General features: G+C 67.1%; 22 protein-coding genes, 1 tRNA gene and 1 pseudogene. 12 read left to right on the top strand and 12 right to left on the bottom strand.

Annotation, left to right across the window (positions count from 1 at the left end):
- Nucleotides 1-211: 211 nt before the first annotated feature.
- Both E3E11_RS06175 and E3E11_RS06170 read right to left on the bottom strand, forming a co-directional pair.
- A tRNA-Gly gene (locus E3E11_RS06175) sits at nucleotides 212-285 on the bottom strand.
- Nucleotides 286-401: 116 nt separating this feature from the next.
- The gene (locus tag E3E11_RS06170) at nucleotides 402-635 is read right to left on the bottom strand and encodes a hypothetical protein (RefSeq protein WP_141451622.1); all 234 of its coding nucleotides are present in this window, start codon (nucleotides 633-635) and stop codon (nucleotides 402-404) included.
- Nucleotides 636-900: 265 nt separating this feature from the next.
- Here E3E11_RS06170 and apaG point away from each other — a divergent pair, with 265 nt between their 5' ends.
- Together apaG and ispF are read left to right on the top strand one after the other, a co-directional pair.
- On the top strand, nucleotides 901-1377 hold the full coding sequence (gene apaG / locus E3E11_RS06165) for a Co2+/Mg2+ efflux protein ApaG (RefSeq protein ID WP_141451621.1): 477 nt from the start codon (nucleotides 901-903) through the stop codon (nucleotides 1375-1377).
- A 92-nt stretch (nucleotides 1378-1469) separates the two neighbouring features.
- Nucleotides 1470-2762: a 2-C-methyl-D-erythritol 2,4-cyclodiphosphate synthase gene (ispF, locus tag E3E11_RS06160; RefSeq protein WP_141451620.1), complete on the top strand. Its 1293-nt coding sequence runs from the start codon at nucleotides 1470-1472 to the stop codon at nucleotides 2760-2762.
- A gap of 45 nt (nucleotides 2763-2807) precedes the next feature.
- Here the strand turns inward: ispF and E3E11_RS06155 are convergent, their stop codons facing one another.
- From E3E11_RS06155 to aat, 8 genes are all read right to left on the bottom strand, one after another.
- A complete protein-coding gene (locus E3E11_RS06155; RefSeq protein ID WP_141451619.1) occupies nucleotides 2808-3518 on the bottom strand; it encodes an ATP12 family protein in 711 nt (236 codons plus the stop codon).
- On the bottom strand, nucleotides 3515-6202 hold the full coding sequence (locus E3E11_RS06150; protein ID WP_141451618.1) for an AsmA family protein: 2688 nt from the start codon (nucleotides 6200-6202) through the stop codon (nucleotides 3515-3517). Before E3E11_RS06150 ends, E3E11_RS06155 begins: the two co-directional genes overlap by 4 nt.
- Nucleotides 6203-6296: 94 nt before the next feature.
- Nucleotides 6297-7268, bottom strand: coding sequence for an RluA family pseudouridine synthase (locus tag E3E11_RS06145; protein WP_141451617.1), 972 nt, complete (start codon nucleotides 7266-7268; stop codon nucleotides 6297-6299).
- A 10-nt stretch (nucleotides 7269-7278) separates the two neighbouring features.
- Complete coding sequence (locus E3E11_RS06140) at nucleotides 7279-8718, bottom strand: replication-associated recombination protein A (protein WP_141451616.1); 1440 nt, start codon at nucleotides 8716-8718, stop codon at nucleotides 7279-7281.
- A gap of 77 nt (nucleotides 8719-8795) precedes the next feature.
- Entirely contained in the window at nucleotides 8796-12119 is a 3324-nt protein-coding gene (locus tag E3E11_RS06135) for a DUF3971 domain-containing protein (RefSeq protein ID WP_141451615.1), read from the bottom strand.
- Nucleotides 12116-12694, bottom strand: a complete 579-nt coding sequence (locus tag E3E11_RS06130; protein ID WP_231118864.1) for a redoxin domain-containing protein — start codon at nucleotides 12692-12694, stop codon at nucleotides 12116-12118. Before E3E11_RS06130 ends, E3E11_RS06135 begins: the two co-directional genes overlap by 4 nt.
- A complete protein-coding gene (locus E3E11_RS06125; protein WP_168189213.1) occupies nucleotides 12691-13617 on the bottom strand; it encodes a hypothetical protein in 927 nt (308 codons plus the stop codon). Before E3E11_RS06125 ends, E3E11_RS06130 begins: the two co-directional genes overlap by 4 nt.
- Before the next feature lie 273 nt (nucleotides 13618-13890).
- Nucleotides 13891-14610: a leucyl/phenylalanyl-tRNA--protein transferase gene (gene aat, locus E3E11_RS06120; protein WP_141451613.1), complete on the bottom strand. Its 720-nt coding sequence runs from the start codon at nucleotides 14608-14610 to the stop codon at nucleotides 13891-13893.
- Between the two features lie 134 nt (nucleotides 14611-14744).
- On the opposite strand from aat, the gene E3E11_RS06115 reads away from it, so the two are divergent.
- Nucleotides 14745-14930 carry a hypothetical protein gene (locus E3E11_RS06115; protein ID WP_141451612.1) on the top strand — a complete coding sequence of 62 codons (186 nt, stop codon included), beginning with the start codon at nucleotides 14745-14747 and terminating at the stop codon, nucleotides 14928-14930.
- A 43-nt stretch (nucleotides 14931-14973) separates the two neighbouring features.
- Here the strand turns inward: E3E11_RS06115 and E3E11_RS06110 are convergent, their stop codons facing one another.
- On the bottom strand, nucleotides 14974-15852 hold the full coding sequence (locus E3E11_RS06110) for an EcsC family protein (protein WP_141451611.1): 879 nt from the start codon (nucleotides 15850-15852) through the stop codon (nucleotides 14974-14976).
- A 73-nt stretch (nucleotides 15853-15925) separates the two neighbouring features.
- Nucleotides 15926-16402 (bottom strand): annotated as a pseudogene (locus tag E3E11_RS06105) (EVE domain-containing protein); the annotation flags it as partial.
- A gap of 323 nt (nucleotides 16403-16725) precedes the next feature.
- On the opposite strand from E3E11_RS06105, the gene E3E11_RS06100 reads away from it, so the two are divergent.
- From E3E11_RS06100 to E3E11_RS06060, 9 genes are all read left to right on the top strand, one after another.
- A complete protein-coding gene (locus E3E11_RS06100) occupies nucleotides 16726-17556 on the top strand; it encodes a heme ABC transporter permease (RefSeq protein ID WP_141451610.1) in 831 nt (276 codons plus the stop codon).
- Nucleotides 17553-17735, top strand: coding sequence for a hypothetical protein (locus tag E3E11_RS06095; protein ID WP_141451609.1), 183 nt, complete (start codon nucleotides 17553-17555; stop codon nucleotides 17733-17735). Before E3E11_RS06100 ends, E3E11_RS06095 begins: the two co-directional genes overlap by 4 nt.
- Nucleotides 17732-18334: a cytochrome c maturation protein CcmE gene (gene ccmE / locus E3E11_RS06090; RefSeq protein ID WP_141451608.1), complete on the top strand. Its 603-nt coding sequence runs from the start codon at nucleotides 17732-17734 to the stop codon at nucleotides 18332-18334. The genes E3E11_RS06095 and ccmE overlap by 4 nt, the downstream gene beginning before the upstream one ends.
- Nucleotides 18334-20376, top strand: coding sequence for a heme lyase CcmF/NrfE family subunit (locus E3E11_RS06085; protein ID WP_141451607.1), 2043 nt, complete (start codon nucleotides 18334-18336; stop codon nucleotides 20374-20376). Before ccmE ends, E3E11_RS06085 begins: the two co-directional genes overlap by 1 nt.
- A 5-nt stretch (nucleotides 20377-20381) precedes the next feature.
- Nucleotides 20382-20999: a redoxin domain-containing protein gene (locus tag E3E11_RS06080; RefSeq protein WP_195804964.1), complete on the top strand. Its 618-nt coding sequence runs from the start codon at nucleotides 20382-20384 to the stop codon at nucleotides 20997-20999.
- A gap of 5 nt (nucleotides 21000-21004) precedes the next feature.
- Entirely contained in the window at nucleotides 21005-21478 is a 474-nt protein-coding gene (locus tag E3E11_RS06075) for a cytochrome c-type biogenesis protein (protein WP_141452187.1), read from the top strand.
- A gap of 60 nt (nucleotides 21479-21538) precedes the next feature.
- Complete coding sequence (locus E3E11_RS06070) at nucleotides 21539-22315, top strand: hypothetical protein (protein ID WP_141451606.1); 777 nt, start codon at nucleotides 21539-21541, stop codon at nucleotides 22313-22315.
- Nucleotides 22315-22635: a zinc ribbon domain-containing protein gene (locus E3E11_RS06065; protein WP_141451605.1), complete on the top strand. Its 321-nt coding sequence runs from the start codon at nucleotides 22315-22317 to the stop codon at nucleotides 22633-22635. The genes E3E11_RS06070 and E3E11_RS06065 overlap by 1 nt, the downstream gene beginning before the upstream one ends.
- A 134-nt stretch (nucleotides 22636-22769) precedes the next feature.
- Complete coding sequence (locus E3E11_RS06060) at nucleotides 22770-24443, top strand: NAD-dependent malic enzyme (protein WP_141451604.1); 1674 nt, start codon at nucleotides 22770-22772, stop codon at nucleotides 24441-24443.
- Nucleotides 24444-24560 lie beyond the last annotated feature (117 nt).

The following is a 24560-nucleotide window of genomic DNA, read 5'->3' as shown; positions in this document are numbered from 1 at the left end:
CATCCGCTGCATTTGCCAGAACGGTTCTGCGGGGAAAAACATTCAGGAATTACAAATAAAACCTTAACGTCCCGCAAAAGGCGCAGGATACCGGAAAAGCCAGGAACAGATTTTCAGTTTTCAGCCGCCCGGTCCCAGGGCTGTTTTCAGACCTGCCGGTCGACGTGCTTGGGTATCATGCGCCGGGGCTGAGCTGACCTGAAGGCAGCATTGGAGCGGATGAGGGGAATCGAACCCCCGTATGCAGCTTGGGAAGCTGCCGTTCTACCATTGAACTACATCCGCTCAGACAGCACTCGCGCCTGCCGTGCGGCGCTTCCATGCTGCAGAAGCCTTTATAGCTTTCGCGCGCGCCCTTCTGCAACCCCGCAGCCAGGACGCGCGCCAACAGATAGGACCGCTCAGCGCATGCCGACATCGCCATCCATCATGGCGGTATCCTGAACTTCAGCTTCAGCAGCGACCTCGGCTTCCGCCACGTCCTGCACCTCGGCATTCTGCTCGGCTGCCAGCGCGTCAGCGCGCTCAGTGGCCTTGATCTGCGCCTCCTCGCTGCTCTGGGCAGGCTGGGGGGTGCGGCCCGCGCCGGGCACAGGGTTGGAGGCCTTGTCGCTGGGGGAGGTTTTTGCCGTCATGATGGGACATCTCCTGAAAAAACGGTCACTGCAAGAGGGGCAGGACATGAAGCCGCAGCCACCAGCCCGCGCAGGATCCGTCAGGCAAGCTTACAGAATATCGGCCCGCATGCGAAAAACTATTCGCCTTTCTGAAAATTTTCTCATGTTCCAGAGCCCTGCCGCAGCGAGAGATTCCTGCCTGCCGCGCCTTGCGGGAAAGGCCCCGAAACAACCGCCAACAAACGGACTGACAAAAGGAGCGGATGATTCTAGATAGAGAGGCATGTCAGAGAAATCCTTTCCCTCCCTCTTCGAGTTCGAAGACCTGGACACCACCGATATCGATCTGCCGGAGCTTTCTTTCTGCTTCGTCGAAACGACCGGGGACATCCGCGTCAGCGTGCGGACCTTCTGGCTGGAGGACCAGTCCAGCCTGGAAGAACGCCGCCACCAGTGGCTTTACCATGTCACGATCGAAAATGACGGCGATGAAAGCGTGCAGATCCTGGGGCGCGACTGGACCATCGTGGACGGACAGGGCGGCGTGCGGCACGTGTACGGGGAAGGCGTGGTGGATGAGCAGCCCGTCATCCGGCCGCGCGACAGTTTCGAATATACTTCCGGCACGGAACTCCCCACCCCCACCGGGATCATGCATGGGCAGTTCCACATGCTTCTTCCCGGCTCGGGCGAATGCTTCAAGGTCGACATTCCGGTCTTCAGCCTCGACAGCCCCCATCATGGCGGCATGGTCCACTGAGCCAACGCCGGCAGACCTCCCTTCAGAGTTCCGATACCCTTTGCCCTTACGCTGAACCCCGCCCTGACCTGATCTGAAAGGTAAGCTTTGCCTTGACTGCCCCCACCGCACCGCGCAGGCGGACAGCCGCCCTTCTCCTGGCCGCAGGGCGCGGGCGCCGCTTCGCCGCTGACCTCACCTCAGCCCAGCCCGATTCAGCACCCACCCCGCAGGCCAGCAAACAGTTTCAGGAGCTCGGCGGCCAGCCCGTCATCCGCCGCGCAGCGCTGGCCCTGCTGCCCTTTGTCGATTTCGTGCAGCCCGTCGGCAGCGACCCGCTCCTGGCTGAAGCGCTCGGGGGGCTTGACGTGCTGCCGCCCGTGCCCGGCGGGGCTGAGCGCCATGACAGCGTGCGGGCCGGGCTGCAGGCGCTGGCCGCCCTTGACGAGCCGCCTGAGCTGGTCCTGGTCCATGATGGCGCGCGCCCCTGCGTGCCGCCCCGCGTGATCGAAGACGTGCTGGGGGCCCTGCAGAGCCATTCCGGCGTGATCCCGGCCCTGCCGGTCAGCGACACGCTCAAGCGCGTTGATGAAGACGGGATCATCACCGCAACCGTTCCCCGCGCCCATCTCTGGCGCGCCCAGACGCCGCAGGGCTTCTCCTTCCCCCTGCTGCATGACCTGCACTGCCAGCTGCACCAGCAGGCCCAGGATGCCCTTTCGGCGGGCACCAGCGCGCCCCTGCCGACCGACGACGCCGCTCTGCTGGAGCAGGCGGGCCATGAAGTGGCGGTCGTCATGGGCTCGGAAGACAACATCAAACTGACCGTTCCGGAGGACCTGATGCGCCTTGAACGCATTCTCGCCGACCAAGCCCCTGACCCCAAGCAGGACCAGAGCGCGCAACAGCGCCCGCTCCTGCCGCGGGTGGGGCTGGGATATGACGTCCACGCCTTTGCCGAGGGGCGCAAGCTCATCATCTGCGGCGTCGAGATCCCGCATGAGAAGGGGCTGGCAGGCCATTCAGATGCCGATGTCGGCCTTCACGCCCTGTGCGACGCCATTTACGGCGCCCTGGCTGAAGGCGATATCGGGCGGCATTTCCCCCCCAGCGACAATAAATGGCGCGACATGGATTCTGCTCGTTTCCTGGTCCATGCGGGAGAACTGATCCGCAGCAAGGGCGGCATGCTGGTCAATGCCGACCTGACCCTCATCTGTGAACGCCCCAAGATCGGCCCCCATGCCCAGGCCATGCGCGAACGGGTGGCCGAGCTCCTGCAGGTGCCGGTGGGGCGGATCTCCATCAAGGCCACGACTTCCGAACGCCTGGGCTTCACGGGGCGGGAAGAAGGCATCGCCGCCACCGCGGCTGTCAGCATCATGGCACCGCTGGACGCTGACTGAGGCCCCTCAGAACCTCAGGCCGTAACCCTGAGCCCCCGCCCGGCTTCAACCAGGTCGAGCGCTGCGGGCCAGGTCGAGAAACCGCTTGGCTTCCCGCACGTCTTCTTCCCGGCGCGCCAGCTGGGCGGCCAGATCCTCATCATGGCCGTTCACCTGCATCTGGTGCAGTTCTTCCGCACTGGCCAGCCGGGCGGCTTCCTCGACCGTCAGCGCGCCGTCCATCACGGCAAGCGGCAGCAGCAGGCTGCCCATGGCGGGCGCCATGACGCCCAGGGCCGCCAGCTCTTCAGCCCCCATGGGCGCAAGCCTGGCGGCAAGGGCCTGCATGTAGGCCTCGGGCTGCTCCAGGGGCATCAGCCCTTCCGTGGCGGCAGGGTGCAGACCGTTCTTCTCCGCCCAGCCCAGCACGCGGTCAAGCAGGGCGCGGTCCTGCCCCTCATTGCGGTAACAGACCGTATCATCGCGCCCGAAAGGCAGCAGGCGCGCGCGGGTGGCTTCCGGCTCAGGGCCGATGCGGTCGATCATGTTGCCGCTGATGCGCGTCAGCGGCAGGTCATCAGGGCGCACCTCCTTGCCCATGGGCACGCCGCCCCATTCTTCAGCCAGCGCTTCGGCCAGCGGGCGCGAGCGGACCTGCAGGCGCTTGCGGCTGGGCAGGCGCACCGGGCTGCCGTCGAGAAGCGGGCCCCATGTGCCCTCTTCCTCCCCCGGCTCGACCGTGACGTTCTTCCAGATCCGCTTCAGGGCTGCCGTCATTTTCCGCTCCCGATTCCCAGGGCCCGCAGCAGGTCTTCCTGCCCGCCGTGACCACCCCCATGCGCAGGCGACAGGGGCGGCACCATGCCCAGGGCCGCCTGCAGGCCGTCATGGCAGTGATCCGTTTCAGCAGGCGCCCCGCCGATATCGAGCTGGTGCACGCCTCCTGACGGACCCCCGTTCATGCCTGCCGCCCCGGCCGCGCTGCCGCCGCTCAGGGAGATCTCAGGCCTGTCCCAGGTGCCCTTAAGCTGGACCGGCGCTGAAATCTGCGTGCCGGCCACCCTTATATGGGGCTGTAGGCTGAAATCGACCGCGCCACCTGGGGTAAACGTGCCTTTGCCGGTCACCAGGAAATGTCCTGCCTGCAGCACGAGGCCGGTCAGGCTGCCCGCCCCCTCATGAAAGCTGGTGCGCGCGGCCAGGCAGCGCAGCCCCAGCGTGGGCTTCACCTTCACCAGCTCTGCAGCCGGCCCGGCGAGAGGGGCCAGCAGGTGACCGTCCAGACGGCCATCCACCACGCCGAAGCCCATCGTGCCGTTCAGCGAGCCAACGGCTTGACGGACGTCATGGCCCTGCCCGCTCACCTGTCCGGCCAGGCGGAGGGTGCCCTGCACCAGGTCGCCCCAGCCCAGCCCCTCCAGTACCAGCCCAGCAGGCACCGCAAGAGGGGCGGCCTTGAGGTCGAAATGCACGCCCTGGGGCCCCAGCTGCAGGGCCAGGCTGCCTGAAAGGGGCGTGCCATCCAGCCGCGCGCTCAGCGGATCAATGACCAGACGGCCGTCACCGCTCCTGAAATCAGCCACGACGTCCTGATAGGTAACTTCAGGCAGCTTGAGGGTTGCGGCGGCAAGATGACCGGTTGCCGTCCAGTCCTGCAGGAAACGGCGCCAGGGCTTCCCGGAATCAGCGGACTCAGAACCAGCGGGACCGGACGCTGCGGAATTGACAGAAGCGTCAGCCTGCTTGTCCGGCGCAGGTTGGGGGGCGTCCGGAAAGTGGCGCCAACCGTCCCACAAGGCCGTGCCATCCAGCGTGCTGAAATTCAGCGCCACATTCAGCGCCGGATGAGGCTGCAGCAGGTGCTGGACCGCGCCTGTGCCCGTCCCGCTCGCTTCACGGCTCCTGAAGGTCAGCCCATCAACGGAAACGGAAAGCCCGCCAGGCGCATCAGCCCGGGTGAGCTTCACCTGTCCCTGTCCGTCAAAGTCATGAACGATTTCCCCCAGCTGAGGCGCGACCAGCGCAACCCGCACATCGGTGGGCAAACCGACATTGCCTGTAAGCTGCAGGCGCCCCTTGTCTCCCTGATGGGCATTCAGGCTCACCCCAACAGTCCCTTGGGCCACCGTGTCCGGCTGACCGGTGAGAATGCGCCAGGCCGCTGCGGCCTGCTGGAGGGAGGCGAATTTCATCTGAAACGCCCAGGGGTCCGGGCCTGTCTGCTGCGCGGTCTCCGGCTGGAACTGTACCGCGCCGTCAAGCGTCAGCGGGGCGGTGGCAGCGGGGGCGTCAAGCTGCAGACCGTTGCCTGTCAGCACTTCATGGGCAGGCCAGAACCCGCCTGCGCCTGAAGGGGCCTGGAGGACCAGGCGGGCAAGGGAAAGCTTCACTTTCGACGGGGCCATGCGGGATGGCAGCTGGCGCAGGCGCTGCAGGAAACCGGTCCCTTCGCCCTGCGCGCCCTCCTGCTCGGTCAGGAGCAGGCTGCCCTTGAGGCCCTGCAACCCCACCTGCCCACGCGACAGGGCCGGGGCTGCAAGCAGGTGGCCCAGCTCCTCGCCGGACTGCACCTGGCCCTGCAGGGCCATGTGCAGCCCTGCCAGGGCGGCAACGTCTGCAAAATGCCCCTCCAGCGTTGCGCGTTCCCCTGCGCTCTTGCCCGCCTGCCCGTCCAGGCTGAAAGCCCAGGGCGCGGCACTGCTGGCATTGCCCGGCAGGAAAGCGGCCCACGGCCCGACATGGCCCTTAAGGCTGAAGGGAACACCACTATGCCTGCCAGAGGCTTCCAGCCAGGGTGAGGCGCTTTGCAGGGAGGTCACCTGCACATGGTCCAGCAGCAGGGTCGCAGGCGCCGCTCCGAAATCCTGCATGGTCGCCGGGGCAGGGCTATTGCCGGGCTGAGCGCCCCACTGCACGCGCGTCCCGTTCATCCGCAGGCTGTCGAGGGAGAATTTCCACCAGGCGCGCAGGCGTTGCGGCGCGGAACTCGAGAGAACGGAAAGCACAGGGCCTGAACCGGGGGCCTGGACCGGCTGACCGGCGGCAGCCTGCGCGGAAACGGGTGCGGCGGAAGCAACCATGGGAGCGGCCCACCCGCACTGCGCCTGGTCCGGCTGTCCCTGGGGGGCGGCATTGATCCAGACCTCATGGGTCTTCAGCTCATGGAGGCTGATTTCGCGCTTCAGCAGGGGCATGAAGGCGATGTCGCCCTGAATGCGCTGGGCCGTGGCAAGCGGGCTGCAGCCCGGGCGCGCCAGCGTGACGCCCTCAAAGCGGAAGGCAGGCCACGGCAGGAACTGGAAGCCGGATTTCTCCACCTTCATCTGCAGCCCGGTCTGGGCCTGGAGAATGCGCGCCACCCGCAGCTGCAGGGCCGCGGGGCTGATGAGCGCGTGCAGGCCGATATCCAGCCCCAGCACGCCCAGAACGAGGACGATCATCCCTCCAAGAAGTTTCTTCATGCCCCCTCCTCTCGTCACTTGCGACTTGCGTCAGTTTCAGCTTCAGCATTTCAGGCCGCCGCGTTCAACCCGGCACCTGGGCAACCCGCCCCCCTCAGAGCGTGCGTACGGGCTCGGGCGTCGGGCCGGGCACGAAACCGAGCTGGCGGAATGTCTCCTGCATATGCGCAGGCAGCGGCGCGGTCACTTTCAGCCGCCCGCCTGATGGATGCGGCAGGTCCAGCTCACGGGCGTGGAGGTGCAGCCGGTCGGTGAAGCCGTCCGGATGGGCTGCCTTGCCGCCGTAGCGCGGGTCGCCCAGAATCGGCGTGCCCAGGCTTTCGCAATGCACGCGCAGCTGGTGGGTGCGCCCGGTCAGCGGCGAGAGGGACAGCCAGCTGAACTTGCGCGCCGCTGAATCCACGGTCTCGTAAGAGCTCTTGGCCGAGACGGCATCCTCGTCATTGCGCTGGGCCGCAACCATCATGGAGGCGCCGCCGGCCCCCACCTTGGCGAGCGGCTGGTCGATGATCCCCTCGGCAGGCTGCGGCCGCCCCACCACGATCGCCCAGTAGGTCTTGCCGATATCGCGCCCCCGGAACCCCGCCGCAAGCTTGGCGGCAACCCCAGGCGTGCGCGCCACCAGCAGCAGGCCTGAAGTATCGCGGTCGATCCGGTGCACCAGGCGCGGCTTGTCGCCGCCTGGCGGGCGCAGGCCTTCCAGCATCATGTCAACATGCTCCGTGATGCCGGGCCCGCCCTGGGTTGCTAGGCCGGAAGGCTTGTTGAGCACGATCAGATCATCATCCTGGTACAGGATCATGGATTGGATCTTCTTGACCATAAGCGGGTCAGGCGGCGGAGGCGGGGGCGGGCGGCTCTGGTCAGGCAGGGGCGGCACGCGGATGCTCTGGCCGGGAATCAGCCGATCATTGGTCTGCACGCGCCCGCCATCCACCCGCACCTGGCCGGTGCGGCACAGCTTCTGCAGCGCGCCCTGCGTCAGATTGGGATAATGCCGCCTGAACCAGCGGTCGATCCGCAGGTCCGCTTCATCCTCGGTAACGACGCGATGTTCTACGCTCATGCCTGTGCACTCATGTTGTGGGTTCTTCTGGGTTTGCAGGGGTGGGATTTTCAGGGGTTAACTCTTTTGCGGACGCCTCGGCCTGCTGCAGCTCGGCACGCCGCGCGTTCAGCATCTCGAGCCGTCGGGCAATGCGTTCCTCAAAGCCGCGCCCGGTCGGCTGGTAGAGGGTTGCGCGCGGCATGCCGTCAGGAAAGTAATTCTGGCCTGAAAAGGCGTCTTCGCGGTCATGGTCATAGGCATAGCCCTTGCCGTAACCCAGGTCGCGCATGAGCGCGGTGGTGGCATTGCGGATATGGGCAGGCGGGATGAGGCTGCCTGTCTGGCGTGCCAGCTTGCGCGCCGCCTTGTAGGCCGCATAGACCGCGTTCGACTTCGAGGCGACGGCCAGATGCACGACAAGCTGCGCCAGCGCAAGCTCCCCTTCAGGCGAGCCGAGCCGCTCATAGGCCTGGGCCGCCGCCTGGGCCAGCGGCAGCGAGGTGGGGTCCGCCTCCCCGACATCCTCGGAAGCGAAGCGCACCAGGCGGCGGGCGATATAGCGCGGGTCTTCGCCGCCTTCAAGCATGCGCGCAAACCAGTACAGGGCGGCATCCGGGTCGCTGCCGCGCAGGGATTTGTGCAGCGCGGAGATAAGGTTGTAATGCTCTTCGCGGTCGCGGTCATAAAGCACGGGCCTGCGCGTCAGCAGGCGGGCCAGCTGCTGGTCGTCCAGCGGTGGCGCGTCCGATCCGCGGCGCGACAGCAGGATCTGCTCAACCATGTTGAGCAGGTAGCGCCCGTCCCCGTCCGCCATGGCCCGCAGGCTGGCGCGCGCCGCATCGGTTACGGGCAAAGCCACGCCGCCTTCGTGCTCAGCGCGCTGCAGCAGGGCTTCAAGGGCTGCGTCATCCAGCCGGTTGAGCACCAGCACCTGACAACGCGACAGCAGGGCGGAGTTGAGGGTGAAGGAAGGGTTTTCCGTGGTGGCGCCAACCAGCACGACCGTGCCCCGCTCCACGTAAGGCAGGAAGCTGTCCTGCTGGGCGCGGTTGAAGCGGTGGATCTCATCGACGAACAGCAACGTGCCCCGCCCCGTTGCCTCCAGGCGGCGGTCCGCTTCCTCAAAGACTTTTCTCAGATCGCTCACGCCCGAGAAAACCGCCGAGACCTGGGCGAAGTTCAGCCCCGCTTCCGCAGCCAGCAGGCGGGCGATGGTGGTTTTGCCGCAGCCGGGCCCGCCCCACAGGATCAGGCTCGGCAGCCGGCCCTGGGCCAGCATCAGGCGGATCGTGCCCTCCCCGCCCAGCAGGTGCTCCTGGCCCTGCACATCCTCAAGCCGCGCGGGCCGCAGACGGTCCGCCAGGGGCTGGGTTGCGGCGCGCGATGACCCCGTGCGCCCCTTTACCCCTGAAGACGCGGAAGCGGGCTCGGCTGAAGGCGCGAACAGGTCGGGACCCGGTGGTGACATGTCTTCTCCCTGTTGCGTGTTGGCCTGCCGCCCAGGCCGCGCCCCGGCTTTGCGGGCGCTTCAGGTTAGCTGATGGATTACGGGACCAAAAGGCGCAAAATGCCTGGCAGAAGCAGCGTGAACGGATCGACCGATATCTTGGGCTTGTCCAGCGGCCCCTTGACCGAATAGGTGGCAGCCAGGATCCCGCTGCCCTTCTGCGGGGCAAAAACCCAGCCTACGACCGGAATATGGCCCGGCAGGCTGTTGAGCGCGTAGAAGGGCGAAATCGTTCCGGCAATGTCGAGCCATTTGCGGGGCAGGTTGATGGTCCCTGCCGCCGTGCCGCCGACGATCGGGTTGGCCAGCAGGCCGTTGGCCAGCTTCAGGACACGGTCGCGGTCCTCCAGCCCCACTATGAGCTGCAGGCCGCCGAAGCGGTTGTCGCGCAGCAGGTCGCTGTGGGCGAAGGAAAGATGGGCCAGGAAGCGCAGGATGCCCGGCGGGTTGTTGAGCGCGAAGTTGCGCACGATAAGCCGCCCCTTGAAAGGCGGCAGCCCCAGGCCGAGCCCCGCACCACCCCCCTGCGGGTCGGGCGCGAAACGCCCGTCGAGCTCAAGCTTTCCGCCTGAAAAACGCCTGGTCATGCCCAATGTGGCAAACAGCCCGCCCAGGTCATCGCCATCCGCCTTGAGCTGCCTGACCGCAGGCAGCCTGGGGTCAGGCGTGATCGCCGCATGCACCCTGTAAGGGCCTGCAATATTCACCAGACCCTGGGCCAGCTGCTGGCGGTCCCATGAAGCCCTGACCTGCACCCCGTCAAGGGCAGCCTGGGGTTTGTAGTAGATTTTGCCCACATCCATCGAGAGCTGCCAGCGCCCCTTGGGCAGCAGGGCGCGCCCGGTCGCCCCAGTGGCAGGCGGCTTGCGTGCCCCGCTATTTGGAGCGCGCGTCTCGAAAAGCGGGCTTGCATCCAGCACATTGGCCTGCAGCGCCACCACGTAAGGCAGCTCAGGCGCCCGGCTGACAGGCCATTTCGTCAGCAGCGTGCCTTCCGTGCGCCCCAGCTGGAAATGCGGAAACTGAACGCCTGCCACCTCTCCTGCCCGCAGCAGGGTGCGCCCTGTCAGCTGCAGCCCGGGCCCGCGCGCCTGCAGGTCATCAAGGGCGGTCAGCTGGCCGCCGGTCCACCGCGCATGGGCTGAAATCTCGGCGGGCTGGCCAGGGGCCTTCTTCCACAACAGCGTCGTGATGCCGGCAGGCGTCAGGTCCGCATGCGCTGCCACATCCAGGTAGCCCCGGTGCGGCAGGCCTGCAAGCTGGAACAGCCTGCCCTGGACCAGGGCGCGGCCGGTGAAGAAATGCTTCGGCAGCTTGAGGCCGAAACCCGCCACGTCACGCGGGGTCAGCACGGCGCTTGCGGAAACGCGGTTGAGCGGCACGCCAGGCTCCGGCCTGTCGAGATTGCTCCAGGTCTGCAGGGTGATGGGAATATCGCGGATGAGCGTGCTGCCCTTGAAGGCCAGGTAATCGCTTGTCAGCTTCAGCAGGCCATCAGTGTGCCGCACAGGGCCCACACCGCGCACGTCCGCACCGAGGTTTTCACACCTGATGAGGGCGCTGACGTCGATATAATCCATCGTCACCCAGCTGTAGAGCGGCAGGAAGATGTTCAGCCTGCCATCCTGCCGCCCCGTCGGATGCGACAGCGGCAGGGGATGGCGCGACAGCATGTGCAGCCTGGGATGGGAGAGGATGTCCAGCACGGAGGCAAATGAGCTCTTAAGATGCAGGCGGATGTCGCCATACTGCACCTGATGGAGCAGGCTGGTCAGGGTGACGCGTCCGTCAGCCACATCCACCGCGCCCCCGTGGCCATCCGCAAGCTTGCCGTGCTGCAGGTTGATGTCCAGCGTATTGGGGTCGTTGGTGGCAAAGCGCGCCTGGGCGGCCAGGCCTGTCACCGGCTGGATGGGCCGCAGCCACCAGACTGTCAGGTCCTCGCCGTTCAGCTGCCCGCTCAGCACTGCAACCTTCAGGTCGCCCGGCCCGGTTGCGCTGGTGAGATGGGTGTGGATCCTGAAATCCTTCCCCCACCCTGCCGTCATGTTGCGCACCATCCAGTTGCGCCCGCCCTTGACGAAACCCAGCGGCCAGATGGAACCCAGCGTGCTGAAATCAAAGGTGCCCAATGCGGCAGTCAGCTCCACATCCATCCTGCGGGGCGCCTGCCAGTCATCCAGCGCGACCTCCGTGCCCACTTCCAGCGGCACGGTGCGGTCTTTGGCATCCAGCAGCACCAGGCGCAGCTGCGGCACCGAGACGCGCAGGCTGCGGTAAGGCGCGCTGGTGCCCCAGACCATGTTGACGGTCGCCTCGCCCGAAGCGAGGCGTTCAGGCGGAGCCGGCCCTATCGGCCCCACCTGGGTCACGTAGCCCTCGCCCAGATGGACGTTCAGCTGTGCAGTGACAGGGCGGTCGAAGCCATAGCGGGTCCTGACCAGCTCGCCTGAGGCCTGCAGCGAGAGCGGCACGTGCCAGGGCAGCGCCAGCCCCGCCTGCATGGAAGGAATGACATAGGTGAAATCCGCCGGAACGACCGGCGTGCTGGCCACATGCCAGAGCGTCCGGCCGTGGCCCTGCGGCGCGAGCTCGGCCGTAAGCAGCACTTTCTGGTTGCCGTGCGTCACGCTGATCACGCCGTGGCCGGCCCAGCCGCGGCCGGGCCGGTAACGCGTGCTGAAATCCGTGGCCGCCAGGTGCACGGGGCTTGCCGGATAAGTGCCGTCCGCTTCCTGCACGTCCACCCTGATGCGGTGCAGGTTGAGCTGGCGCAATCCGGCCAGAGTGAGCCAGGAATGGGCGGGATGGCGTGAAGCTGCGCCGGCAGGCGGGGTGGCGCCTGTCAGCCCAGGCGGCAGGAGATCGAGCTGGCCGGTGCCGGCCTGCAACAGGCCCAGTCTCACGCCGCTGACCTGCACCGCGCGCAGGGCGATCTGGCGCCTCAGGATATCTTCAAGCCCCAGGGTGACCTGCACGCTCTCGATCATATCCACCGCCGGCATGGCCGGCTGCCCCAGCGCCAGCCCGTCCACCTGAAAGGACACTTCAAGCGGCGCGTGCCACGACCAGCTGAGCAGGACCTTCTGCCAACCCAGCGCCCCGACCGGCAGGGGGCCGTCAAGGCCACTGTGCGAGATCAGGACCGGCTCCCAGCGCCGGGCCAGCCTGGTCAGGTCGACCGGCCCCAGAGACAGGCGGATGAAAAGCACCGCCAGAAGCCCCACAACCAGCCCCAGAAGCGACAGCGGCAGGCTGAGCAACAGGAGCAGCAGGCGCTTGAGCCAGGACTTCCTTGCGCGCGCCGGGCTCTTTTCCCCTGCAGGGGAAGCACGGTCGGGGGTGGGGGCTGGAGCTGTCATGAAGCCTGCAGCTTCACCCCCGCCTGCCCGCCTGGTGGCTGGGGCAGCGGGGTTTCCTGCAGGGTCTGGCGCAGCCAGTCGTGGTGGGTTGCAGCGCGCACCTTGGGATTGACGGCGCGCACGATGCCTGCGCCATCCATAAGGAAGGAGCTGCGGACGATCCCCATCGAGACGCGCCCGTAGAGTTTCTTCTCCTGCCAGACCCCGCAGGCTTCAGCCAGGCGGTGATCCTCATCAGACAGCAGGGGGAAATTCAGCTGCTCTTTTTCGGCAAAGCGCTTCAGGCGCGACACGGGATCGGGGCTTACGCCCAGCACCAGCAGGCCATGCGCCCGCTCCACAGACTCCGGCGCGGCCAGCCCGTCACGCAGGGCGCAGGCCTGGGTGGTGCAACCGGAGGTCAGCGCACGGGGGTAGAAATACACCAGCCAGGGCCGACCCTCGGGCAGGGCCTGGCGTGTCAGGCGGCCCGGATGGTAATCCTCCTGTCCCTCCCGGGGCGGAAGAAGGGCCGGCAGGTCAAAGGCCGGAAAAGCCATGCCCGGCTGCAGAACCGATCCTGCGGCCTGGCTCACCGGGGCTGGTCGGCATGCTGAACGGTGCCGTCCCCAGCCGAATCATTGGCGACAGGCGGCTGGCTGGTATCCACCGGCGCAGGCATCTGGCCCTGGACACCACCGCCCATGCCAGTGCCAGGCGCACCCATCGGGACGGGGCGGGCATGGGGCTGGATCTGACGGAAATCGGCAGGCGGGGCGAATTCAGCGCTCGGAATCGGCCCGTAAGTCACCTGAACGGCTTCAAGCTCCCCGGTGATGCCGTCAGCATCCACGCCCTTTTCAGACAGGATGACGCCGTCATCGGTCACGCAGGCCTCGGCCCGGCCGCGCGAGCTGGTGATGGCCCAGTTGCGGCAGGGCTGACCGGCCACGTTGCCCATGCCCTCGCGGGTGTAGTGCATCGTCAGGTCCAGCAGGAAGGGATTGCGCAGGCCGTGCAGGGGCAGGAACTGGATATAGCTCTTCTCCCTGAGGCTCATCAGCGTCACGCGCTGGGCCGGACGGTCAAGCAGGGTGACAGCCTCGCCGCTGGAAGGCTCGATGCGCAGCTTGTCGCCGTCAGCGGAGAACCAGACCGTCACCTCCTTCATCGGCCCTGCGGGCTGCGGGGAGGTGCGGAAGCGGTAAACCACCTTCACGTCCCGCTCAGGCGTCAGGCGCGGATGCTCGGTGGAAACCGGCCCGGTGGGCATCGGCGCAGGCGAGGAAGCGACCAGCTGCTGCAGGGTTTTTGCCGGTTGGGCGTTTACTGGCTGGGCACTTGCAGCCACCCCCCCACCCAGCACGACCGCCAGGCCAGCTGCACGCGCAAGCCCTCCAAGCTCCCCAAGAGAGAGGCGCACCTGCCGAGAGGCCTGCGGGTGCAACTGAGAGAGGCCGAATTCAGCCGCCTTGTGGTCCGCCCCTGTCTGGGGCTCTGTGCCGTGCTTCACACTCACCTCTGTCTCCTCCCGGAACGTTCGTTGCGCCGCCTTCACGGCCCTTGCGGGCCGTGTCGCTGGATGGGCCAGCCTGTGTCAGCTTCTGGTATCAGCCTCTGACAGTTGCTTGATAGCCGTTCAGCCCTGACGGAAGCCAGACTGAAATGATCATCAATAATCACCGCAATGATCTGAGTTAAGACTCTGGAGTCGGTATATTCCATATTCCGCCGCATCCCGGCAAACAATCCGCCAGACGATGCGGGTAATTTCCCCTTCGGCTGCCCCGGCTCAACCTGGCATGCGGCAGAGCGCCTTCATGGCCCTGATCTCTCCTCCAAGCGCCTGCAGCGAAACATCCCCAGGCCACACAGCCGGTTGCCTCAGCGCAGTCTCCAGCAGGGCGCGATAGCGCGGGAACGGCACGCTCACCCCGCCCATGCGCGCCAGATGGGGCGTGACATACTGCGTGTCCAGCAGCGTATAACCCCCCTGCCGCAGGGCTGCCACCAGGTGCACAAGCGCGATTTTCGAGGCGTCCCGCACGCGCGACATCATGCTTTCGCCGAAAAACGCCCCGCCGATCGCAACGCCGTAAAGCCCGCCCAGCAATTCGCCTTCCCTGCTGCGCAGCTCGACGCTGTGGGCATGGCCCAGGGCAAAAAGCTCCGTGTAAAGCCTGCGGATCCGGGGGCTGATCCAGCTTTCCTCCCGCCCCGGTGCCGGAGCGGCGCAGGCAGCCATCATGGCCGGGAAGTCTCTGTCAGCGCAGACCTCGTAAGCACCCGCCAGCACCGTGCGCAGCAGGCGACGCGGAAAACCGGGGGCCTGCAGGGGCAGCAGACCGCGCTCCTGGGGGCAGTACCATTCCAGCGCCTCGCTGTCGCGGTGGGGCGCCATGGGGAAGATGCCCGCCCGGTAGGCCTGCAGCAGCATGGCGGGGGTAATCTCCCCGTCTGCCCCTCCGTCATGCGCCTGGTCATGCGGTTTAGTGGGCGCTTCAGGAGGCATCCCGCCCCGCTCCGGACCGCACAGGGACCTTTTTCACAGCGGCCCTATCCTGTAACAGTCTGTCCCGTAACCGTTTCTGTAACTGTTTTCCGGCTGCCCTCTTTTTGCCAGACCCAACCAAGGACGCGCCGCTCATGAACCTGCCTTTCGTCTATTTCGGCTGTTTTTTGGTCAGCCTGCTCACGGGATGGTGGGATCCGAAATTCACGCCGCTGCTTGAAGTCGTCAATGTAGTCTGCCTTGGGGGCGTTATCATCTCCGGCCTCATCATCCTCTATATCACCCGCCCCCGGCGCAAGGACCGCACCCCGACGCGCTGAATGGCAAAGCCGGTCGGAGAACGGGAACGCAAGGCGCAGGAACTTACTCGAAAACGGCTTCAGCGGCGGTGCCCCGGTAGGCTTCAGCCGCTTCGCGCACGGCAGCGCCATGCTGGCGCTCCAGCCGGCGGATCGTGAAATGCGCGCGCGCCACCGCCCGGTAATGGGTCAGGAAGGCCGCGTTCAGCGAAGCGCCGCACAGCGCACCTGCAACCGGGATCATCTGGGCAGCAAGCTTGCGTGACAGGCCGAGCCCGTAATGGCCTGCAACCTCGGCCATCAGCAGCACCAGGGGCTGGCCGCGCAGCATGGAGCGGGCGGCAAAGAAGCCCAGCTCCTTCTCCTCGGAATCGCGGCTGGTGGCAAAGCTGCGCAGCGCGAAGACCTCAAGACAGGCCCGGCGCGCATCCTCGGTGGAGAGATCCTCGCCGTTTTCACGCGCGATCTCGGCGATTTCCCGCATGATGGCCAGGGTGGTGAAGCCGATATCTGGCGCCATGCTCAGAAAGCCGCCGAAACCGCCCACAGCGCCGGAAACCGCAACAGCCGCCTGCACCATGTTCTCGCGGATCTGGCTGGGCAGCAGGGACGCCGACTGCGCCCCGCCCATGCCGACAATGGCCAGGTTGAACGTTCTGCGCAGCGCTTCCTCAGCCGCCGCCTGGATCTTCTCCTGCAGGCCCGGGGCCAGGGAAAGCCCCTGGAGGCCGAGATTGACGGCCTGCCCCACAGCGCCACCCATCAGCCCGGCCAGACGCACGAGCGTGCCGCGCCCCTTCTCGACCTCCGCCAGCACCGCGTGCAGCTGGGCGAGGGAATCGCTGTTCATTTCACTGAAGGCGAAGGTCATGCTGGGCACCTGGGCACCCTGACGGTCCTGCGCCGCTTCAGAAGCGCTGCCTGCTGTCCTGCGTGCCGTCATGTCACTCCTCCCCTGTTTCCGAAATTCCCGAAATCAACTTTTCCGACCCGCCTTGTCCTTCTCCCTGCAGGCCGCTCCAGTCGCCCAGGCGCACAATGTGGCTGAACTCCTCCCCGCGCAGCGGCGCCACTGAAAGACGCGACTGCTTCAGCAGGGCCATTTCCGCCAGGGCCGGGTCCTGCTTGATCTGGGCTAGCGTTACGGGGTGGCTGAAACCCCCGGCCGCTTTGACGTCCACGCAGCTCCAGGGATTCGCAGCGCCTGCGCGCGCCGGCTTTGCACCTTGGGAAGCCGCGCTGAAGGTCGGGTCAGGATAGGCGGTCCGCACCACTTCGACCACGCCCATAATACGCTTTTCCGTCACCGAATGATAGAAAAGCGCCAGGTCCCCCGCCGCCATGGCGCGCAGGTTGTTGCGGGCCTGGTAGTTCCTGACCCCTGTCCAGGGCTCCACGACATTGCGGCACTGCTCCGCCCATGAAAAGCATCCGGGCTCCGACTTGATGAGCCAGAAGCGCCGGCCGCGCGTTTGCGCGTGATTCTTTTGCAGGGCGTTCTTCCCAGGTCCCGACAAATTTCCCACTCCCTTGCTGGCCTTCCCCCGTCTTTACCTGCATGAGTTCTCCAAACCAGGGGCTGAGGTCAAGCCCGACCTCGGCCGCCCAAGGCGCAGGCGCCCCGCTCAGACCCGGGCTCACAACCCATCACATGCGCGGCACCGGGGCAGGGCGGCGCAGTTCATCTTTGCACTTCCGCCCCCTTGGGGCTAAGAAAAACCCCCGCTTTCCCTTTCCCCGGCCCCGCCTTTTCCCGGCACGTCACTCCCAGGCACGACGATCACGGTGATCCCCCTGTTTCCAGCCCGCTTTCTTCATGACCCGCTTCCTTCGTGAGCTGACCCACACCCTGGGCGGGCTCGGCACGCCGGTGGGCTTTCTGAAGCTTGCCCGCCGCCTCGGGGTCGTGCTGGGCGTCGCAGCGCTGCTGGCGCTGGGGGCCGGGCTGGTGGACGGGCTGCTCATCGCCCCGCCTGACTGGCAGCAGGGGGAGAATGCGCGCATCATGTATGTGCATGTCCCCATGGCCTGGCTTGCCACCAGCTGTTACGTGGCCCTGGCCGGATGCAGCGCCGCCTTTCTGGTCTGGCGGCATCCGCTTGCCGACCTTGCCGCAACCGAGATCGCCCCTGTCGGCGCGCTGGCTGCCGGGCTGTGCCTGCTTACAGGCTCCCTCTGGGGGCGGCCGAGCTGGGGCACCTGGTGGGTGTGGGATGCGCGCCTGACCTCCATGCTGATCCTTTTCTTTCTCTATCTGGGTCAGATCACCCTGCTGCGCGCCTTTGACGACCCGGCGCGCGGGCGCCGGGCAGCCGCATTGCTGGTGCTGGCAGGCGCTGTGGACCTACCGGTCATCAAGTTCAGCGTGACCTGGTGGAACACGCTTCACCAGCCCGCAAGCCTCACCCTGACAGGCGCGCCGACGATCTCATGGTCCATGCTGCGGCCGTTGCTGCTGTGTGCAATCGGCTTCAGCTGCGGGGCGGGCTGGCTCATCCTGCTGCGCATGCGCACCGCTCTGCTCGCCCGCCGGGTCCAGGCGCTCAGCACCCGTTTCACAAGCGCGCCTGCCGCCCACGCCGTAACCTCGCCCGCTTTTCCTGCCCGCCATGGGGAACAGGCCCCTGGCGGAAAGAGCAAGCCATGAGCGGCAACTGGCTTCACGTCTGGGGCTATGTCACAGCCGCCTACACCGCTGTGGCGCTGGGCTGGGGGCTCATGGTGGCCGCAAGCGTGCTGGCCTTCCGCCGCACCCGCGCGCAGCTGGAGCGTCTTGAAGCCGCAGGCAACCCGACCCGTTCCGCGAAGGGGGGAGCGGCAGAATGAGCCAGCCCGCCCCGCAGCTGAAGCCGATTGCGCGCCGCAAACCCGGCTGGCGCTCCCGCCGCCGGTTGTGGATCCTGATTGCGTGCCTGGCCTCGCTGGGTCTGGCAACCGGGCTCATGCTCCAGGCGCTTTCAGATGACGTGGCCTTTTTCGTAACCCCTGCGCAGATAGCAGCCCATCCCCCTCCGGCCGGGCGCAACCTGCGCCTGGGCGGCATGGTGGTTGCAGGCAGCGTCCACCATGGCAGCGACGGTGGAAGTGACGGCCGTCCCTTCGTCAGCTTCTCCGTCACTGACGGCCAGGCCGCCCTGCCCGTGCGTTATCGCGGCATTCTGCCCGACCTGTTCCGCGAAGGGCAGAGCGTCGTCGTGCTCGGCCACCTGTCTTCCAGGCCCCCGGAGGTCTTCATCGCTGATGAAGTGCTGGCCAAGCATGATGAGACCTACATGCCAAAGGAAGTTGCAGACGCGCTGAAGAAAAGCGGCAAGTGGGACCCCCGCTTCGGCCCGCCGCCCAGCCCTGCGCAATGGCGCGCCATGACCGCTTCCCATCCTGTCCCGCCCGACCCGACGGGCGCGGGCGCAGCGCCCCTGCGCTGATGGAAGGTATTGCCCCCCAGCACCTGCGCGCGCTGCAGCCAGCGGCGTGGCAATGGTTCCTCAGCCCTGAAAACGGCCATTTCGCCCTGGCCCTGGCCTGCGCTTTCGCCTGCGCGCAATGCCTGCTGCCCGCGCTGGGGGCCCGCCTGCGTGAGCCGCGCCTGGCCAGGCTCGGAGGCGGGCTGGCCTGGTCGCAGGCGCTGTGCCTGGTCATGGCCTTTCTGTGCCTTGGCACGGCAGCCGTGCAGGATGATTTTTCCGTGCGCAGCGTGGCTGAGAACTCGGCGCGCGCCAAACCGCTGCTCTACAAAGTCGCCGGCCTGTGGGGAAACCATGAGGGCTCGCTGCTGCTCTGGCTGCTTGTGCTGGCCCTGTGCGCCGCCCTGCTGGCGACCACGGCGCGGCGCGCGCAGCTGCCGCTTTTCCTGCAGGCGCGCGTGCTTGCCATTCTGGGCGGGATCTCGGCAGCTTTCGGCCTGTTCTGCCTGCTGACCTCAAGCCCTTTCGGCCGTCTCCTGCCGCCCCCTGCAGACGGCGCAGGCATGAACCCCATGCTGCAGGATCCCGGCCTGGCCTTCCATCCGCCCCTGCTCTACCTGGGTTACGTGGGGCTTGCCGTCCCCTTCGCCTTTGCGGTGGCCGGGCTGATGGAAAAGCGCGTCACTCCCCGCTGGGGCGGCTGGATGAAGCCCTGGGTGCTGGCCTCCTGGGGCTTTCTGACCTGCGGCATCACGCTCGGCTCCTGGTGGTCTTATTACGTTCTGGGTTGGGGCGGCTACTGGTTCTGGGACCCGGTTGAAAACGCCTCCCTCATTCCCTGGCTCAGCAGCACGGCCCTGGTGCATTCCACCATCGCAGTTGAAAAACGCGACGTGCTGAAAAGCTGGAGCCTGCTGCTTGCCATCGCCAGCTTCTCCTTCTCCCTGGCAGGCACTTTTCTCGTGCGCTCGGGCATTCTCAACTCCGTGCACGCCTTTGCCAGCGATCCGGCGCGCGGGGTGTTTCTCCTGCTCATCCTGGGTGTGATCAGCGGCGGGGCCCTGGCGCTTTTTGCCTGGCGCGCGCCGCAGTTTCCCGCTGAGCCGGGCTTTCCCTTGCTCACGCGCGAAGGGGCGCTGGTGCTCAACAACATCCTTCTGTGCACGCTGTGCGCCATTGTGCTGGTGGGCACGCTGTATCCCCCCTTCGTCCAGCTGCTGTTCAGCCGCACCCTTTCGGTCGGCAAGCCGTTCTTCGACAGCACCACCATCCCCGTTTTCCTGCTGCTCCTGCTGCTGCTCGGCATCGTCTGCGCGCTGGGCTGGCGCTACACAAAGCCTGCCTCCGTGCTACGGGCGCTGCGCTTGCCGGCTCTGCTGGGCTGCCTTGCCTTTCCGCTGGCACTGATCTGGCTTGCAGCCTTCCCACCCGCCCTGTGCGCGGCCCTGGCTGTCTGGGTATTGGGCGCCACCGCGCTTGCGCTGCTGCGCCGCTGGCAGGTCAACCGCCGCGCAGGCAGGGCGCACAGGTCCCTGCCGGCTTCGCAGTGGGCCATGGCGCTGGCACATATGGGCGTGGCTGTCAGCGTGCTGGGCATGTGCGGCATGTCCGCTGCCCGCCATGACATCGTCGAGCTTCCGGTGGGCGGAAGCGTCTCCTTTGCCGGGCGCTGCTGGAAGCTTGCGGCCGTAAGCCCTGTGCAGGGGCCGAACTACCGCGCCGAGCGCGCCATGCTGCAGGTCAGCCGCCCGACTTGTCCCACCAACGCGGGAAAACCCTTCCTGCGCCTCACGCCTGAGCGACGCTTCTTTCCCCTGCAGGACCAGACGCTCGCCCAGGTCGCCCTGCACATCACTCCGCTTGGCGACCTCTATGCCGTCCTCGGCCCCTCGCGCCTTCTGGCCACCCGGCACGGCAAGCAGCTCGTCTGGGTGCTGCGCCTGCATGACAATCCGCTGGCTGTCTGGATCTGGGCGGGCGGGCTGTTCATGGCGCTGGGGGCTGTTGTGGCCCTGCTTGGGCGCAGCCGCAGGCCTGCCGTCGCTGCCAGGGGAGAAGGCTGATGGGCATGCGCGGTCCCCTGGGGCGGCGGCACCTGCTGGCGCTGCTTCCCGTTCTGGCATTTCTGCTGCTGGGCAGCGGCTTCTGGCGCATGCTGCACGGCCTGCATAACGGGCAGTTCGACCCCCATGCCGTCATGACGCCCCAGCTCGGCAAGGATGTGCCCTCCTTTCCCGCCCTGGCCGGGATTCCCCTTTCAGGCACGCCCACGGTTCAGGGCGCGGGCACCGGCATTGATACCGGCATTGATGCAGCGGCGTTGCAGGGGCAGACGGGACCGGTTCTAGTCAATTTCATGGCTTCGTGGTGCATTCCCTGCGTGGCGGAAATGAGCCAGCTGAAGGCGATCAGCCAGGTGCTGCCGGTCTGGGGCATCGCCTACAAGGACCGCGTGCCGCGGGTGGCCGCCTTCGTACGCCGCAACGGCCAGCCTTATGCCCGGCTGGCCACAGACCCAGACGGGCGCGCGGCGGTCGAATGGGGCGTGACCGGCGTGCCTGAAAGCTTTCTCGTCATGCCGGGCGGGCAGATCCTGTGGCACGGCACGTCCGCGCTCGATGAAGCCACCTTCAGGCGTGAGATCCTGCCCCTGCTCATGCAGGCACGGAAGGAAGGGCGGTGGTGAAGCGCATGAAAAACTTCCGGTCTTCAGCACTGCTGTCCTTTTTCCTTCTCGCCCTGCTGGCCGGCCTGCCCTGCTGGCCCGTCGCGCCAATCGCCCTGGCCGTGACCGAGCCGCAGGAGCTCCTGGCTGACCCCCGGCTGGAGAGCGAGGCCGAGCGCATCGGCGCGCAGCTGCGCTGCCTGGTCTGCCAGAATGAGAGCATCGAGGAGAGCGAGGCCCCCCTGGCGCGCGACCTGCGCCGCGCCGTGCGCGAGCAGCTGCGCGAGGGGCGCAGTGAAAAGCAGATCATGGCCTGGATGCAGGCGCGCTACGGGGACTTCATCCGCCTGACCCCGCCCTTTTCGCGCCTGACGGCCCTGCTGTGGGCCACCCCCCTGCTGGCGCTGATGGGCGGGCTCTTTCTGGCCCGGCGCTTCTGGACCCGCCCGGCAGAACCCCCTACGCTCGACCCCTTGGCGGAGCAGGGTGACGACGACTGAACTCCTGCGCCCAAGACGCGCCCGTCCCGGCTGGTCTGTTTGCGGAAACACCCCTGTTTGATGATCCTGCTGTCCTTTCTCCTCCTCGCCCTGCTGGCCGGCCTGCCCGTGCTCCTGTGCCTCTGGCAGGGGCGGCGGTATATGCGGCTTACCCAACAGGACCTCAAGCCGGGGCTGGGGCCGGCCGCCCCCAGACACGCCGAATCCGGCTTTGAGGACGACACGACCGTTGCCGCCTTCCACCGCGACCGGCGCGCCCGGATTGAAAACGACCCGGCCTGCGGGACGCTGGCCCCTCAGGAAACCCCGAGCCGGCGCTGGGCCTGGATAATCGGGGTTTACAGCCTGCTCCTCATCCCCTGCCTGGGCTTTTTCCTCTATGCCCTCAATGGCCGCCCGCTTTACGGCCCCCAACCCGCCCAGCCTGCCCTGGCCAGCCTGCCCCAGGCCCGGTTTGAGGCGCTGCAGCGCGAACTGGACGCTCTTGCCCCGCAGGACCCGGCGCGCGCGCGGGTTCTGGTGCGGCTGGGCCTGCTTGAGCAACAGAGCGGGCTGGACCGGCAGACCATCCATGACTGGCAGCAGGCCCTGGAACTTCACTTCACGCCTGAGCTTGCGCTGCAGATCGCTGAGCTGCTGACGCGCGATGCCGGCACCGTCACGCCTGAAGCACTGGCGCTCTACCACCGCGCGCTGGACGCAGCCCCTGCTGACGCGCCGTGGCGACTGGCCGTTGAAGCCCGCATCGCCACAGGCGAGCACGCCCTTGATGAAGCGGGGGGTGCTGCGCCCAACCCGCCTGCCCCTGAGCCACCGGTCACCAAAAGCCCCCGCTGATGCGCCCGCCTGCCAAATATCCGGGCCCGCCGCAGCCCCGGGCCGAGATCAGCTTCCTGCCCTGCCCCCATTGCGGCGCAGAGATCCGCAACACCGCGCTGCGTTGCCCTGCCTGTGGGGCGGAGAAGCATTTCGGCCCCACCCTGTATGAGACGGCTTTCTGCGCTCTGGCAGGCGCGCTGGCCTTGCCCCTGGCTGTCTGGGCTGTGACGGGAGGCGCACACTGGTTCTGGCTGGGAATCACTTGTGCGGCAGGCGCTGCGATGGGCGTGCTGGCAGCCCTGTTCCGCTTCAGCAGCGCGCGCTGGCTCAAGACCTGACGCCAACCTGAAGCGCCCAAGGGGCGTGACGTGGGGGACATAACGCGGCCGGTTCCGGTCAGCGCGGCAGCCTGTTAGGGTATCGCCGGAGCTGCAACTGCCGTTTTTACAGGATCCGTTTTCAGGAGAGTGCCTTGTCCGCTTCCGCCGTCCCCCCTGTTCCCGTCTCCCTGCGCGGCCAGGCCCTGCTGGCAGACCCCCGTCTCAACAAGGGCCTGGCCTTCCCGGTGGAAGAGCGGCGCACATTCGGACTGAACGGGCTGCTGCCGGTCGGGGAACGGACCCTGGAAGAGCAGGTGGCCCTGGCCTGGGCCGGGGTGGAGGCGCAGGAGACGCTCCTTGGCAGGCATGTCCGCCTGCGCCAGCTGCAGGATGACAATGAGACGCTGTTCTACGCTGTTCTGAGCGCCCATCTGCCTGCCGCCCTGCCGATCGTCTACACCCCTGGCGTGGGCGAGGGCTGCCTGAATTTCTCCAGGCTCTGGGAAAGGCCGCGCGGTGTTTTCCTCAGTGCCGAGCACAAGGGCGCGCTGGCCGCTCAGCTGGAGGCCGTCGCTGGCAAGGGGGCTGATATCCGCCTGATCATCGTCACTGACGGCGAGCGGATCCTGGGCCTTGGCGATCTCGGGGCCAACGGCATGGGCATCCCCATCGGCAAGCTTGCGCTTTACACGGCCTGCGCCAATCTGGATCCGGCCCAGCTGCTGCCTGTCCTGCTGGATGTCGGCACCGACAACCAGGCCCTGCTGGATGAGCCCGCCTATATCGGCCTGCGGCGCAAGCGGCTGCGCGGGGAAGCGTATGACGCGTTTGTGGAGGAATTCGTCAGGGCCGTGCAGGATCTCTGGCCCGGCGCACTGCTGCACTGGGAGGACTTCGCCAACCGCACCGCACCCTTTCTGCTGGAGCGTTACCGGGACCGGCTGCCGAGCTTCAATGACGACATCCAGGGCACAGCTTCCGTCGCCCTGGCCGCCATTCTGGCAGGGGTCAGGGCGCGGGGAGAGACCCTGGCGCAGCAGCGCATCGTCATCGCAGGCGGCGGGTCTGCGGGCTGCGGGATCGCCCTGCTGCTCGAGCAGGTCATGGAGGATGAGGGCCTCACCCCCGAGGCTGCGCGTGACCGCTTCTACCTGATCGACCGCCCGGGCCTGCTCACCGCTGACATGCAGAACCTGACCCCGGCCCAGGCCAGGCTGGCGCGCACCGATCTGGCCCGCACTGACGCCGGGCGCGACCTGGCGAGCGTGGTGGCGCGCATTCACCCCACCATTCTCATCGGTGTCTCCGGCCAGGCGGGGCTTTTCACCGAGGAGATCATCCGCACCATGGCGCGCCACTGCGAGCGCCCCATGGTCTTCCCCCTCTCCAACCCGACCCACCTTGCCGAAGCCACCCCGGCCGATCTCTGCCGCTGGACCGACGGGCGCGCCCTGGTCAGCACCGGCAGCCCCTTCCCGCCCGTCACCCATGGCGATCTCACCATGACGGTGGACCAGACCAACAACGCTTATATCTTCCCGGGCCTGGGCCTGGGCGTGCTTGCCTGCCAGGCCCGGGCGGTCAGTGACGGCATGCTGCAGGCGGCAGCCCGGGCCGTGGCGGCCCAGGCCCCGCTTCTGCAGGGCGGGCTCAACATGCTTCCGCCCGTGACCGAACTGCCCCAGGTCGCCCAGGCCGTCGCCCGCGCTGTGGCGATGCAGGCGCAGGAGGAAAAACTCTGCCCGCCCTTCACCGCTGAAGAGCTGGAGATCCGCCTGACCCGGATGCACTGGGCGCCGGTCTACCGCCCTTACCAAGCTGCGTGACGCCTGAAGCGACCCTGTTCCCGCCTCTCCTGCCCCAAGGCCCTGCCATGACCGACCCCACCGACGCTCCCGCCCCCTTCCCTGCCCGCAGCGCAGAAGCTCAGCAAGCCACAGCCG

The organism is Oecophyllibacter saccharovorans (assembly GCF_006542375.1).
Classification (GTDB): Bacteria; Pseudomonadota; Alphaproteobacteria; order Acetobacterales; family Acetobacteraceae; genus Oecophyllibacter; species Oecophyllibacter saccharovorans.
This window is presented reverse-complemented; position numbering and strand designations above follow the sequence as displayed.

Excerpts from the sequence above, each read along its gene's own strand:
- E3E11_RS06170 (WP_141451622.1), bottom strand. The coding sequence starts at position 635 with ATGACGGCAAAAACCTCCCCCAGCGACAAGGCCTCCAACCCTGTGCCC.
- apaG (WP_141451621.1), top strand. The coding sequence starts at position 901 with ATGTCAGAGAAATCCTTTCCCTCCCTCTTCGAGTTCGAAGACCTGGAC.
- E3E11_RS06155 (WP_141451619.1), bottom strand. The coding sequence starts at position 3,518 with ATGACGGCAGCCCTGAAGCGGATCTGGAAGAACGTCACGGTCGAGCCG.
- E3E11_RS06150 (WP_141451618.1), bottom strand. The coding sequence starts at position 6,202 with ATGAAGAAACTTCTTGGAGGGATGATCGTCCTCGTTCTGGGCGTGCTG.
- E3E11_RS06145 (WP_141451617.1), bottom strand. The coding sequence starts at position 7,268 with ATGAGCGTAGAACATCGCGTCGTTACCGAGGATGAAGCGGACCTGCGG.
- E3E11_RS06140 (WP_141451616.1), bottom strand. The coding sequence starts at position 8,718 with ATGTCACCACCGGGTCCCGACCTGTTCGCGCCTTCAGCCGAGCCCGCT.
- E3E11_RS06135 (WP_141451615.1), bottom strand. The coding sequence starts at position 12,119 with ATGACAGCTCCAGCCCCCACCCCCGACCGTGCTTCCCCTGCAGGGGAA.
- aat (WP_141451613.1), bottom strand. The coding sequence starts at position 14,610 with ATGCCTCCTGAAGCGCCCACTAAACCGCATGACCAGGCGCATGACGGA.
- E3E11_RS06115 (WP_141451612.1), top strand. The coding sequence starts at position 14,745 with ATGAACCTGCCTTTCGTCTATTTCGGCTGTTTTTTGGTCAGCCTGCTC.
- E3E11_RS06110 (WP_141451611.1), bottom strand. The coding sequence starts at position 15,852 with ATGACGGCACGCAGGACAGCAGGCAGCGCTTCTGAAGCGGCGCAGGAC.
- E3E11_RS06100 (WP_141451610.1), top strand. The coding sequence starts at position 16,726 with ATGACCCGCTTCCTTCGTGAGCTGACCCACACCCTGGGCGGGCTCGGC.
- E3E11_RS06095 (WP_141451609.1), top strand. The coding sequence starts at position 17,553 with ATGAGCGGCAACTGGCTTCACGTCTGGGGCTATGTCACAGCCGCCTAC.
- ccmE (WP_141451608.1), top strand. The coding sequence starts at position 17,732 with ATGAGCCAGCCCGCCCCGCAGCTGAAGCCGATTGCGCGCCGCAAACCC.
- E3E11_RS06085 (WP_141451607.1), top strand. The coding sequence starts at position 18,334 with ATGGAAGGTATTGCCCCCCAGCACCTGCGCGCGCTGCAGCCAGCGGCG.
- E3E11_RS06080 (WP_195804964.1), top strand. The coding sequence starts at position 20,382 with ATGCGCGGTCCCCTGGGGCGGCGGCACCTGCTGGCGCTGCTTCCCGTT.
- E3E11_RS06075 (WP_141452187.1), top strand. The coding sequence starts at position 21,005 with ATGAAAAACTTCCGGTCTTCAGCACTGCTGTCCTTTTTCCTTCTCGCC.
- E3E11_RS06070 (WP_141451606.1), top strand. The coding sequence starts at position 21,539 with ATGATCCTGCTGTCCTTTCTCCTCCTCGCCCTGCTGGCCGGCCTGCCC.
- E3E11_RS06065 (WP_141451605.1), top strand. The coding sequence starts at position 22,315 with ATGCGCCCGCCTGCCAAATATCCGGGCCCGCCGCAGCCCCGGGCCGAG.